12 protein-coding genes are annotated in these 13,375 nt (G+C 33.9%); all 12 read right to left on the bottom strand.

Going from position 1 to position 13,375, the window contains the following annotated elements:
* Position 1: 1 nt before the first annotated feature.
* The 12 genes from CGC57_RS05735 to CGC57_RS05680 all read right to left on the bottom strand — a co-directional run bounded on the left by CGC57_RS05735 (position 2) and on the right by CGC57_RS05680 (position 13,370).
* Positions 2 to 1,261 carry an oligosaccharide flippase family protein gene (locus CGC57_RS05735; protein WP_095898342.1) on the bottom strand — a complete coding sequence of 420 codons (1,260 nt, stop codon included), beginning with the start codon at positions 1,259 to 1,261 and terminating at the stop codon, positions 2 to 4.
* The gene (locus CGC57_RS05730; protein WP_095898341.1) at positions 1,258 to 2,145 is read right to left on the bottom strand and encodes an NAD-dependent epimerase/dehydratase family protein; all 888 of its coding nucleotides are present in this window, start codon (positions 2,143 to 2,145) and stop codon (positions 1,258 to 1,260) included. The genes CGC57_RS05735 and CGC57_RS05730 overlap by 4 nt, the downstream gene beginning before the upstream one ends.
* 527 nt (positions 2,146 to 2,672) lie before the next feature.
* Entirely contained in the window at positions 2,673 to 3,653 is a 981-nt protein-coding gene (locus CGC57_RS05725; RefSeq protein ID WP_095898340.1) for a 2Fe-2S iron-sulfur cluster-binding protein, read from the bottom strand.
* A 58-nt stretch (positions 3,654 to 3,711) separates the two neighbouring features.
* A complete protein-coding gene (locus CGC57_RS05720; protein ID WP_095898339.1) occupies positions 3,712 to 4,914 on the bottom strand; it encodes a glycosyltransferase family 4 protein in 1,203 nt (400 codons plus the stop codon).
* Between the two features lie 2 nt (positions 4,915 to 4,916).
* Entirely contained in the window at positions 4,917 to 6,056 is a 1,140-nt protein-coding gene (wecB, locus tag CGC57_RS05715; RefSeq protein WP_095898338.1) for a non-hydrolyzing UDP-N-acetylglucosamine 2-epimerase, read from the bottom strand.
* Positions 6,053 to 7,171: a polysaccharide biosynthesis C-terminal domain-containing protein gene (locus tag CGC57_RS05710; protein ID WP_095898337.1), complete on the bottom strand. Its 1,119-nt coding sequence runs from the start codon at positions 7,169 to 7,171 to the stop codon at positions 6,053 to 6,055. Before CGC57_RS05710 ends, wecB begins: the two co-directional genes overlap by 4 nt.
* Positions 7,172 to 7,174: 3 nt before the next feature.
* Positions 7,175 to 7,609, bottom strand: a complete 435-nt coding sequence (locus CGC57_RS05705) for a WxcM-like domain-containing protein (protein ID WP_095898336.1) — start codon at positions 7,607 to 7,609, stop codon at positions 7,175 to 7,177.
* Complete coding sequence (locus CGC57_RS05700) at positions 7,597 to 8,622, bottom strand: polysaccharide biosynthesis protein (protein WP_095898335.1); 1,026 nt, start codon at positions 8,620 to 8,622, stop codon at positions 7,597 to 7,599. Before CGC57_RS05700 ends, CGC57_RS05705 begins: the two co-directional genes overlap by 13 nt.
* Positions 8,606 to 9,733 (bottom strand): glycosyltransferase, encoded by a 1,128-nt coding sequence (locus tag CGC57_RS05695; protein WP_095898334.1) that lies wholly within the window; start codon positions 9,731 to 9,733, stop codon positions 8,606 to 8,608. The genes CGC57_RS05700 and CGC57_RS05695 overlap by 17 nt, the downstream gene beginning before the upstream one ends.
* Positions 9,714 to 10,940, bottom strand: a complete 1,227-nt coding sequence (locus tag CGC57_RS05690) for a hypothetical protein (protein ID WP_232034039.1) — start codon at positions 10,938 to 10,940, stop codon at positions 9,714 to 9,716. The genes CGC57_RS05695 and CGC57_RS05690 overlap by 20 nt, the downstream gene beginning before the upstream one ends.
* 344 nt (positions 10,941 to 11,284) lie before the next feature.
* Positions 11,285 to 12,301, bottom strand: a complete 1,017-nt coding sequence (locus CGC57_RS05685) for a glycosyltransferase family 2 protein (protein ID WP_095898332.1) — start codon at positions 12,299 to 12,301, stop codon at positions 11,285 to 11,287.
* Positions 12,302 to 12,308: 7 nt separating this feature from the next.
* Positions 12,309 to 13,370, bottom strand: a complete 1,062-nt coding sequence (locus CGC57_RS05680; protein ID WP_095898331.1) for a glycosyltransferase family protein — start codon at positions 13,368 to 13,370, stop codon at positions 12,309 to 12,311.
* Between the last annotated feature and the right edge of the window lie 5 nt (positions 13,371 to 13,375).

Here is a 13,375-nt window from a genome sequence, read left to right as displayed (position 1 = left end):
ACTATTGTTTGTTAAAAACCTTTTTATTGGTAATATATTTAAGATATACAATTTCAAAGAAAACAATTAGGGTCATTGAAATAGGTATAATGAAAATAGAGTTTGACAAGGCAAAGCCTATTGCTAAACAGATAAAAAGTTCTAATGTAACTATAAGTAAGTCCTTTAGGATGTAGCTATCTAAGTGATTAGGAATAAGTGTTAATGAGGTATAACAAGCAACTTGCAAAGTAGCATAAAGTCTAAATGATAAAATGATAGCTATAGGATAGGCCATATACATACCCTCACTACCTAATAAATTTACAGCTAATTTACCAAAAGTTATTATTAGGGCAACAACAGTGATGCCAATTATTCTTTCTATTTTTATGATTTTTTTCAATGATTGCACATTGAAATTAGCTACCATCCTAGGGAAAAGGGCATCGTTGATACTTGCGACCAACATTGTAGGAATTTGTACTATTTTAGTAGCCAAATCATAAATAGCTAAATCAGTCATTCCCCAACGTAACCCTATAATCAAATTTAAAGTATAACTATGCAAGGCTGTAAGGAAAATACTTGAAAAAAAATAGAATGCTTCTTTTATATATTCTCTCATTTTTTTTAAAGAAACTATTTTTAGTGATATTTTCTCAACTATTAATAAGTATGCAAAAGCAAAAATGCTACTAAATAGAATACTAAGGTTTGTAATAGTTGAAAACAATAATAAATCATTAGGTTTCTTTATGAAATAAAAAATAAAAGGTAAGGTTAGTAGTTTAAAAGTTAACTGAGTTAAAGTAACAACTTTCATTTTTTGAATTCCTTGAAAGTACCATATAGGAAATAGTATATTGGTTAGTGTATTCAAAAAACAAGTGATATAAATCCATTTGTGATTTTGAAGTAAAGGGCTTACCAAATAAATACAAACAGCTATTATTGATGAGAATAAGAATAATGCAATTTTTACTGAGAATATACTTGAGACAATATCTGATTTTTGCTCAATAGAATCCTTATGTAAAGCAATTTTTCTTGTTCCTAATAAATCAAATCCAAAACTGATAAAAACTATAAAATAATTAACAACTGTAGTGATAAAAATATAAATGCCATAAGATGAAGCTCCTAAAGTTCTAATCAAATAAGGATAAAGCAATAAAGAGAATGTTGCATTTAAAAATATTAATAAAGTCATAAAAAAATAGTTTTCAATTATTTTTTTATTACTAATAAAAATTCTTTTTATTTCTAAAAATAGTTTCAAATTATTCTATTTATTTCGTTTTTTACAAATTGTTCTATATTTTCTTCTAAACTCCTTTTAGGTTGCCATCCTAAAGAGCACAACACACTGTTATCTACTTGGGGCTCCATAATCTCCCCCTCTCGGTAAGGAAGTGCTCCAAAGTTTAATTCAGTTGCTATGGGGTGACCTTTTAGCTTTTCTAATGTTTCCTTTACAAGGGTTACAAAAGTTTTTACAGGGGTAAGCACTCCTGTGCCTACTTCTATATCATTAAAGGCTTTTAACTGCGAAGCCTTCTCCAAGCAGGTAAGGTAGGCACACACTACATCATCTATATAGATAAAATCGCGTTTTTGTGTACCTGAGGTGAGTGGTATGGTTGGTTTTTCCTGTTTGAGTTCATTTAAGATCCAAGTAGTGAATTTGTCATTACCATCTTGCTCACCAAACATAAGTTCTAATTTTAAGTTTACTACTTGTATTTTATTAGAAGCTATTTTTAGCCATTCTTCAAATTGTTTTTTTGAAAGGGCATAAGCGTTTATTTGTTTATCTAAAAGTGTGCTGGTATTAAGAAAATGTTTTGTATTAAAATCTATTGCTGCAGTAAGCAATTCTACTCCAAACATTAAGTTTGTTTTGAGTATCTGCTGTATACTTTCTCCTTTTCTGCCATACATACAAGCTGTGTGAATGATAGTGTCAATATACTGGTCTTCAAAAACTTTTTGCAAAGGCACTTGGTCTATATCATAGCTTATAAAAGTGTTTTCAAAGCCTTTTAAACGCCAGATATTGGAGGTGGTGCGCTTGAGTGCTACTACCTTATACCCTTTGCTGACTAAGGCTTTCAGCAAATGACTGCCGAGGAATCCTGTTGCGCCTGTTAAAAGTATTGTCATAATTATATTGCTATTTTCAAAATCTTGCTCTATATAGGATTGAAAGTTCCTATGAAAGGCACGTTTCAGCTTGTGCTGATGGTGGTTCGCTCACGAATTTCACGAATTTACACGAATGTTTCAGCTTGCGCTGATGAGGTTTTTCGCCCACGAATTTCACGAATTTTCACGAATGTTTCAGCTTGCGCTGATGGGAGTTTCGCCCACGGATTATACGAATTTTCACGAATGTTTCAGCTTGCGCTGATGGGGTTTCGCGCACGGATTATACGAATTTTCACGAATGTTTCAGCTTGCGCTGATGGGGTTTCGCCCACGAATCTCACGAATTTGTACGAATATTTTCAGCTTGCGCTGATGGGGGTTCGCCCACGAATTGCACGAATTTGTACGAATATTTCAGCTTGCGCTGATGGGGGTTCGCCCACGAATTGCACGAATTTGCACGAATGTTTCAGCTTGTGCTGATGGGGTTTTGCCCACGAATTGCACGAATTAACACGAATGTTTCAGCTTGCGCTGATGGGTTAAACAAAGGCATCAGCGAAGAAGTTTTCTTCTTTTAGTCCTTGTTGAGAGAGGAGCTTTTGAGCGCTTTGTATCATCACTTCACTACCACAAGCATATACTTGTGCTTTTTGCCAATGGATAGGTTGTTGTAGGGCTATTTCCTGTACATAACCTTTAGCTCCTTGCCACTCGTCTTCGCGAGTGAGTACGGGGATATAGGTGAAATTAGGTAGTGTTGTTTCAAGTTGCCAAAAGAGGTCTTCTTTTTTTCTTCCTCCCCAAAGTAACCATATTTTTTTACCTTTTACTTGCTCGGGTTGTTGTTGCCATTGATCGAGTATTGCTTTGATAGGTGCAATCCCTGTGCCTGTTGCTAGCAATACAATCTCTTCACAAGCGGGATTGTTGCGGTAGAAAAAGGTGCCTAAGGGGCCTTCCATTCGCAAAAGGTCATTGGTTTTGGCTTCGCTAAACCAATACTGACTAAACAAACCTCCCTCATAATTGCGGATAAACAATCTTAGTTCATTGCCTTCACATTGGCTATGGTTGATAGAATAACTGCGTTTTTGTCCGTTTCTGATGATATCTATATATTGCCCTGCTAAAAACTGAAAATCGACTTTAGGGGGCAAGCGTAAGACTACTTCTGCTATATGTGGGGCTACGGCTGTAATGCTATTGATTTTGCAAGGTGTTACTTGTGGTTTAGGCAACGTTATTCCCAAGTCTTCTACATCCAGTACTACTTCTGATCTAGGTACTACATTACACGAGAGTACATAGCCTGCTGCTTTTTCTTCTGCGGTAAGGACTTGTTCATCTTGCAAATTCTCTACCTCACCCTCAAGTATTTTCACACGGCAACTGCTGCAACGGGCGTTGAGACAAGAGTATTCCAAAGCAATACCACTATCCAAAGCGGCTTGTAACAAAGAGGTATTCTCTTCACAAGTGTAGGTTTTGTTGTTTTTTAGATGTATGGTGTGTGTAGCCAAGATGAGTGATATTTAGGTTGCAAATATAGTGATTTATTTCTAGAAATAAAAGAAGGGGTTATTTAAATAAACTTTTTTCTATATGATTTTGAATAGTTTCTACATTAAATCTTTGATTTAACAAATTAAAACTATTATTTCCCATTCTTTCTCGTAATTCTTTTGATTGTAATAATTGTTGTGCAGCTATAAAAAGTTCTCTTTTATCAGTATTTTCAAAAATAAACCCTGCTTTTGCTTCATTGATAATTTCTTTTAAATCATTACCTTTATTTACACAACCTAAAATGGGTTTAGAATACTCCATATATCCTAAAAGTTTACCGGGGAAATTATGAGTTAAATGATTAGGGTGAAGATTGAAAAGCCCAACATCAAACTCTGAAAGCATTTGAAAATACTCATCTTGATCTACTGCTGGTAAATAAGTAACATTAGTTAAATCGTATTCTTTCTGTTTTTCTAATATTAAGCTTACTTCATCTCCTTTTCCCACAAAGAGGAAATGAGCTTTGGAAAAAGGTTTCATAGCAATCGCTAAATCTACTAAGTTTATCATATTTTGGGCGTGCCCTATATTTCCTCCATAAAAAAAGACTATCTTATTTTCTAAACGTAATTCTTTTCTATATTTATTTGATTGATAAAAGATAGGTGCTATTCTTGTCCAGTTAGGCAATACTTCGAATTTTTCAGAATTTTCAAAATTTTCTTGACACCATTTCAAATTAGCCTCAGACATCACTCCTATACAATCGGCATTTTTATAATTAATACATTCAAAATGCTTGAAATATTTGTGAATAAGGGAATCTTTCTTCATCAGTCCATTGTCTATAGTCCATTGAGGAAAGATATCTCTCAATATTAAATAGGTTTTAGCATTGTACAATTTTTTAAGTTTTGATATGAGTTTTCCCCAAAATATAGATGGGGAATAGTAGACTATCGCATCAAAATGATTAGTTTTAAAGAAAGTTTTGCAATATTTCCACGCTCTATAGGATAACAGAGACTCATTGATAGCTCTCTTTATTTTTGGAATGTTTTTTATTTTACCAGATTTAAAGAAAATGGTATCAATACCCTGTACTTCTTTTTGTTCAAAACTTTTTTTCAATGTATGCAAAGGGGTTAATACACTAACAGCAACCCCTTTTTCTTTAAAAGATGTAGCTAACTCGAACATCATTTTTGCTGCCACTTTTGTACTATGGGGCAGAAAGTCATCTACAATAAACAAAATCCTCTTCGTTTTCATACTTATATATTTTCTTGCCAAACGACTCTTTTTACATAATCAGTATAAGAAATGATGATACGCACTACTTTTTCTGATACATTAGGCATTGAATAATCGGCTACAGGGCGATAGTTGCGCTGATCGCCTATCTGTTGTTGCAATACTTGTGTGAGTCCTTGCATAATGCGATCGGGCGATAAACCTACCATCATTACAGAGGTTTCTTCCATTGCTTCAGGACGTTCGTGAGCTTCACGAAGATTTAAGGCGCGAAAATTCAGTATAGAAGATTCTTCTGAAATCGTACCGGAATCACTTAGTACTACATAAGCTTTCTGTTGTAAAGCATTGTAATCGTGAAATCCTAAAGGTTTTAGGAATTGTATTTCGGGGCGCATTGCTATTTGTTTCTTGTCTATCATATTGCGAGTACGCGGGTGAGTAGAGACAATGATGGGGTAATGATACTGCTCGGCGATTGTATTGAGAGCATTCATCAAGTTAGTAAAGTTTTTTTCGGAATTGATATTTTCTTCGCGATGGGCTGATACTACAAAGAATTTACCTTCCTCTAAACCTAAAGTTTGTAACACTTTTGATTTTTGGATCTCAGGTAGATAGTGGTGTAGTACTTCATACATAGGAGAGCCTGTTTTGATAACTCTATCAGCAGGAAGTCCTTCTCTGAGGAGGTACTCACGGGCAATGCTTGAATAGGTGAGATTGATGTCGGAAATATGATCTACGATTTTTCTATTAGTTTCCTCGGGTACTCGTTGGTCGAAACAGCGATTGCCTGCTTCCATATGGAAAATGGGTATATGTTTTTTCTTAGCTGGAATCGCACACAGGCACGAATTAGTATCGCCTAACACTAAAAAGGCATCGGGCTGGAGTTCATCTAATACGGGGTCTATTTTAATGAGGATGTTACCAATGGTCTCGGTAGCAGTTTTACCTGCTGCTTCTAAGAAATAATCGGGTTTGCGAAGTTGTAAATCTTCAAAAAAGATTTGATTGAGCTCATAGTCGTAATTTTGACCAGTGTGCACAATGATATGTTCTATAGCCTCAGAAGCATCTAAGGCTGCGAGGACACGAGATAGGCGGATAATTTCGGGGCGAGTGCCCACTACGGTTACTACTTTTAATTTTTTCATACTTTTAGAAAATAAGTGTCGGCATTATCGGGGTTATAAGGTTCATCGATCCAAAAGATAGTGTACAAATCATCATTTCCTATGTTGGTAATGTTGTGAGTGTACCAAATAGGCATATCTACATAAGCAGGTTCGTTGCCATCTAAATAGAAATCTAATACTTCTTGAGTATCTATTTTTCGCAACTGAATTAAGGCTTTTCCTTTGATAACTGTAAAACGTTCTATCTTGCGGGTGTGGTAATGATTGCCTCGAGTGATATGCGGATGAGTGGTGGAAAAAGAGCACTGACCTCCAATTCCTAAACGAATGACTTCTACGAAAGCTCCACGATCATCGGTATGTTGAGTGAGTTTGACAGGAAAATGGCTCTTATGATCTATATATGAGCGAAATGTATTAAACAAGTTGTGTTCAAAAGCATTACTAAGTACAGGAATTTCACCTTTCTCTAAATAGCACATTTTAAAACCTTCCAAAAGTGTTAATACTTCTGAGACTTTTTTAGTAGCTGTAGGAGTTACTTCCAAAGCAGGAGTACTTCTTTCAGCGCGAATTTCGTCTATGATAAGTGATATGAGTTCTTGTACATAAATGAGGTTTACCTCAGCATCGGTAGCGATGGTGGGCGTTTGTCCGTGAGTGAGTTGATAGCAGAAAGTTGCAATAAACGAGTTATAAAACGGCTTACCAAAAGCACCAAACACATTGGGAATGATGAGACCACTAGCTTTTCCTCCGCAATTTTTAGCCCACTCATTTAGGAGCTCACGCGCCACACGTTTAGATTTTCCATAAAGGTTTTCACGTTCTTCTTGAGTGGAGGAAGATATGAAAACGTGTGCCTTACTTTCAGTTTTTTTAAGTGCTGTTATGAGCTTTTGAGTAAGAGCGACATTTGTATCATAAAGTACTTGTTCACTCTCGTGACGATTGACAGCTGCCAAATGCACTATCACATCACATTGAGCTACAAACAGTGCTAATGTATCCTCATTTTCAAAATAAACATCCTCAAAAGGGAGACATTCAAACTCATTTGGGAAAAGCTGGAGTGAGTTGTACAAATGACTTCCTATAAAACCTTTTTGTCCTGTAATACCTATTTTTTTCATTGCTTAATATTTTTTCCAATCTACCCATAAATGACTATCGTATCGCCAACTATCTTCGTAGGCTTCGGGGATTCGTTTTCCAGAAAAAACTAATAGAATACTGTTGTCTTCGCCAGCCTTGATACAATTTGCATAGCCTTCGGGTACACAAAGTATTTTGCTATCTTTTTCGCTAAGCTGGATAATATCAGCTGGTAGGTTAGTAGAGGGGTTATCCCAATCATCGGGTTGTACTAAGGCAATAGTAAAAGAACCTTTCACACAGTAAAACCATTTTTTTTCGTGCTGATGTCCGTGCCAACCACGTACTACATTTTTATCGGGATGATGGATAAAATAAAAACGTTCGACCCCTTCAAAGACAAAGTTGTTTAGAGAACTTATTTGTCCTCGGTGGTCTGTAAATATTTCTCCTTGTATGGTTTTTACTTCAAACATTGTATATCGTTTTGTATTTCGTCTAATTTTAACAATAGAGATTTCATTTCCTCTACGCTTAAGCGGGTGGTGTTATGAGAGTGGTAGTCTTCGATGAGAGAGACTTTTTCTTGCCCGTCTTTGAAATACTTGTCGTAATTTAAGTCGCGAGTATCACACGGAATGCGGAAATAGTTACCCATATCTTCAGCGCGAGCCATTTCTTCGCGAGCGACTAAGGTTTCATACAATTTTTCGCCGTGACGGGTACCTATAATCTTTACTTCAGTATTTTTATTGTAGAGTTGTTTTAGAGCTTCGGCTAATACGGTAAGTGTAGCAGCAGGAGCTTTTTGCACGAAAAGGTCGCCGTTATGTCCATTTTCGAAAGCATATAGGACGAGGTCTACAGCATCGGCTAAAGTCATCATAAAACGGGTCATATTAGGGTCGGTTAGGGTGATGACTTTGTTTTCTTTCATTTGCTCTATCCATAGAGGGATTACAGAGCCTCTAGAAGCCATTACATTGCCATATCGAGTACAGGAAATGGTTGTTACAGCATTTTCGCCTAACTGACGACCTTTGGCGATAGCTACTTTTTCCATCATTGCCTTGGAGATGCCCATTGCATTGATAGGGTAGCAAGCCTTATCGGTAGAAAGAACGACTACATTTTTGACTTGATGGGCGATAGCAGAGTTTAGCACATTTTCTGTGCCTAACACATTTGTTTTGACAGCTTCTAAAGGGAAAAACTCACAAGAAGGTACTTGTTTGAGGGCAGCGGCGTGGAAGACATAGTCTACGCCTGTCATAGCTATATCTACAGAGGATCTATCACGTACATCGCCTATATAGAATTTGACTTTAGGGTTTTGCAAGGCGTGGCGCATATCGTCCTGTTTTTTTTCATCGCGTGAAAAAATGCGTATTTCTTTGAAGTAATCGGTAGGGAGGAAACGCTGTAATACAGCATTTCCGAAAGATCCTGTTCCTCCTGTGATAAGAAGGGTTTTATTTTTTATTTCCATTATTTGTTGCTATCTGTTCTATAATTTCTATATATTTTTTTGTTCGATCCATACTTGTTCCAAAACGTTTTAGGTTTTGCTCTCCTTTTTGAATAAGTTCATTTTTTACACTTATATTGTTGTGCAGTAGTAGGATTTTTTCTGCATACTCATCGGCTTTCAAAGGGCTACAATACAAAGCTGCCTCTGCACAAATATCTCTTGAGAAAGGCATATCTGAAGCAACTATAGGTACTTTCATTGCCATTGCCTCTAGATAAGTGGTAGAGAAAGTTTCTAATAGGGAAGGCATTAGTAGCACATCCATTTGTTGGTATAACGAGGGCAGTTGGTTTAGCGGTACATTTCCTAAATAGTTGATGTAACTATCATACTTGTCATTAAAATTTAGGTCTTCTTTTTTTAGCGAAATATGTACTTTAAAGTTTAACTCAGGATCTATATTTTGAATTTCATTTATAAGTTTAGGAATGATCTGCAAATTTTTATGTGGATAATTAGCTGTAAGGCATAAAATATCCAGTTGAGTTTTTTCAATAGGTAATGTTTGCCATTCCTCCCTTTTGCTAAAAACAGCATTAAGGGTATTATGCACTGTAAAAGTATCCTTTTTATATTCTGTTTTTTGCTTAAAAATAAGCCTTGCATTTTCTGTTTCGAACACTAAGGCATCGGCATTGTTTATAAAAGCTTTTTTCTTTAAGAAAATGAGCAGTTTATATTTCAGTTGCTGTAAAAGAGAAAGTTGCTTATAGAAAGGAGAGTTAGTATAGAGCATTTGTCCAAAAGCAAAGCCTACTATTTTAGGAAAATTACTTTTGTGATATGATGGTCCAAAAGTAGTAAAAATAACGTTAGGTTTGATTTCTTCTTCTATTTTTTTTACAAACTTGCTTCTTTTTAGTTTAGCTGTATAAATTTTCTCAGGAATATCATAGAACACGAAATTCTTAGGGAAAGTAGCAGTATCAATAGTTTTAGTACTATGAGGGGATTGGAGCACCCAATACAGATGTTCCTTGTTAAAAGTTTTTAAATCATTTAGGAAAGAAGTAGCAACTTGTATACCTCCTCCAGCAAAAAGATTAGAATTATCTATGAGTATTCGCATTGAAAAGTGTTATTTTTATTTTAGAGAATCGTTTTATTATTGCATATAGTATGACAATATAAAAGGGAATTTTGAATAATCCTATGATATTATATCCAAACCAACGAGGGTAGGTAGCTAAGACTATAATACAATAAAGTATAAAATGTAAATTTTTACTTTTTTGTAACTTATTGATTAGAGAAGCAATATAATAACCTATAAGAATTATTCCTGGGTATGAAAGGAAAAAGAAAGAATAAGCACTGATAAGAGCCCCTCCTCCTGTGCTAGCTATATTTTTTTGGATATAAGATACCACAGCAGCTTTTTCAGGCAACCAAGAATAAGGTACAAATAAAGAAAGGACATTATAGAAAAACATTTCTAAACGTGTATATATACTTAGTGTATCAGATAAAGCAGCCTGATTGAGTATTGTAGAGGAATAGAAAATATCGATCTGATTACCAAAAAACTCTATATGAGTTTTTAAAAGGTCTCCTCTAAAGGGTAAAAGCAAAAGTTCGCCCCAAGAAGATGTTAATGCTAAAGCAATATTTCCTCTGATAGCACCTATCAGTACAAAAATATATAAAACAGGAATAGCGTAACACAAAATCTTAAAAAGTGATATATGATTTTTTCGAGTATCGTAATAAAATATGAGATATAATAACCCCATCATCAGCACTCCAATTCTCCCTCCATATAACAATAGTTTTATACCCATTAGCAACATTAGGATATGAACAACCTTTTTCATAACATAACTTTTACCACTATACATATAGAGCAAAGGGATGAGTATTAAAAAATATTCTCCCAATCCTCCTAGACCAGTAGTATCTCCTTTTTGTCCATATCCCCCTGTATCTAATACAGTGTCCCCTCTTATACCAAAAATGAGGAAAAAAACGAATAAGACACATAGAGATAAATACAAAAAGACATTCTCAGTTTGCGGAATTTTTTCGTTTATGTACAATCTTTTTTTAATAGGGCGTAAAAAAGTATCTAAGATACATAAAAAAATAGTATGTATTTGCAAAGTTTCGTAAAAGCCCTTTGTAGGACGGTAAGGAAATATATATTCTCCTGCAAAAAAGAAAGGGATCAAATTGACTATATATGTAAGGAAAAACAAAAACATCAATAGTATAGGCAAACTTCTATAAGTTTTGAAGATAATAGAAAGGTTTGCTACTATCGCTAATGATAGTAACATTTCAGGAGATTCTTCAAAAGAAGAGTACAAGATTACTATTGTGTATATTAGTAATCTTATAAAGATAGAAAGTAAATAGCTATACGGCATTTTATTCTATATATTTTGCAATTTGTCCTATTTAATGTCAGTTCGGTGTAAGTATTTATTTAACAATCACGAAAAGATTTTAAATCTCCCACGAATTTCACAAATTTGGGAGTGTATAAAACACTTTACTTTATATTATCTCACAAATTTTCACCTGACGGTCAATTATTTTGTAAATATATTATGATACAAAACTGTAAATCAATGTTCTTTTATATCGAACTCTCGTTATTTATATTATTTTTCTTCTGAATTTATAATTTAGGGCGTCTTCCTATTATTTTTTTTAGGGTACGAATCAAAGAATCATTAAAACGAGTACCAAACAAAAAAAGAGACCAATAATAAATGTAGAAATAAGCACTTTTATTGAATCCTAATTTGGCTAATTCTCTTGCGTACATTTTAAATTGCTTTCTTCCTTTATTTCGCTGGATAGCTAATACTGGATATGAATATTTTGACATATTCAATAATATCTTATCTGCAGTACCATTCTTGTATTTATCACTTATATAATTAATAATTTTTAAATACCAACTCATAAAATTGAGTGAATTTTGAGTGGTAATAGTTCCTGGAGTATAAAGTTTTTTTTCAGTCTCACTTGAACCGAAAAAAGGAGTACCTCCCTCTGTTGCCTGAGTAAGGGGTTGATGAAAATAAGCACTTGGGTATTTTTGAGTTACTTCAGCTAAAAGATATAATTGATATAATAATGAACCATCAAAAATTGTGTTCTCAAATTCTTTTGCAAATTTACGATTGATCGTAAACCCCGAGATAAAAACGCTCTTATCAAATAATGTTATATAAGTATCTGCAGAAGGAGTAAAGTCTTTATTTTCTGGGAAGTATTGGAAATACTCTATTTGCCCATTCTTATAAACATTTCTATAAGAACGGAGAATGTAACCATATTCCAATCTTTCTTTGAGAAATGGAGCATAACTATCTAATACATTAGGAATAAAAGTATCATCATCTCCCATAAAAATAACAAAATTCCCTTGTGCAGTATTTATAAGAGCTCTTAAATTTCTGTCATATCCTAAATTCTCTATGTTTTCTACATAAACAACTTTATAGTGAGTTGTGGATTTGAATTGTTCAACTATTTTTCTTATCTCTTCTCGTTGAGGGGAATTGTCTTCACAAATTACAATTTCCATTATTTCAGGTTCTGAAAAATCAATACTTTGGAGTAGATTTTTTAGTTCCTGTGGCCTATTATAACTGGGTATACATATTGAAAAGAGTAGTTTTTCCATTCTTTAATTATTTTAGTTTGTAATATTCTTCTACTATTTGTTTAGCTCTATCATTTTCAGAACCGCCTAATATTTTTAATCTTTCACAAGCATTTTCAGCGAGTTGAGCTACTTTCTCAGGATTGTCTAACAAATATTTCGCCTTAGTTACTAACTCTGTAGGGTTTCTAAAGTAGAGCGCAGCTTCTCCTTCTGGGAACATTTCATTCATATCATCAGTATATTCGCTGAGCATTACAGCTTTTGTTATAGGAATTTCAAAACATCGGCGTGTATAGGTATCACTATTGATTTTTGAGAAAAATACTAAGGCTATTTTTAGTCTGTTAAGTGTTCTATTATAATATTCTCCTCTTCTTGCAGGAAATATAGATTCTTTAATTTCGTTATATAAAGGAGCTTTTTTCCAAGCGTCATCGCCATAAACCACTACAGGAATATTTGCCTCTAATAAACTTTTTATCAAAAAGTCACGACCATCGTTCTCAAAATGCCCTATAAATGCTATAGGGATATCTTTTTCCACTTCTTCTAATCTATAGTTAAAAGAACTCAGATAGTGAGGTAATAATATTTTAGTGTTGGTAATTCCTATTTTCTTAAAATCTTCAATATTTTTTTTTCTGTATACAAAGTTTATATCACATAAAAAAGCATTTTTTATAAAATGTTTATAGTATGCCTTAGAGGGGACGCCACTAAAAGCATCATCATTGTTATACGAAAAAATTTTGCAATTAGTTTTTTCTTTTATTTTTTTTAATGTATTGGTGTGTACAGAATAGCATCTATACAAAAAAATAAAATCAGGATCAAAACTCTCAACTTTTTTGAGAATAGTGCGATTATATTTTAGGATATTAATACCTATATGAAACCTATTCTGTACTTTATTAAGAAATGTGGTCAATTTATTTTTATTAGTATACAAAAAATCCTCATAATCAATTTTTTCTACCTGCCAATTGTTTTCTAAATTTTTATATTCTTCACTTACTTGTATAAAGCCATTGTAAATTGCAGGAGCATATTGTGACCATTTAAAAGATCCTATCACTAATATTTTCATTTTCT

It is taken from the genome of Capnocytophaga sputigena (assembly GCF_002302495.1).
In the GTDB taxonomy this organism is placed as follows: domain Bacteria; phylum Bacteroidota; class Bacteroidia; order Flavobacteriales; family Flavobacteriaceae; genus Capnocytophaga; species Capnocytophaga sputigena.
Note: the sequence above shows the minus strand (reverse complement) of the source record. Positions and strands in the feature narration are given on the sequence as shown.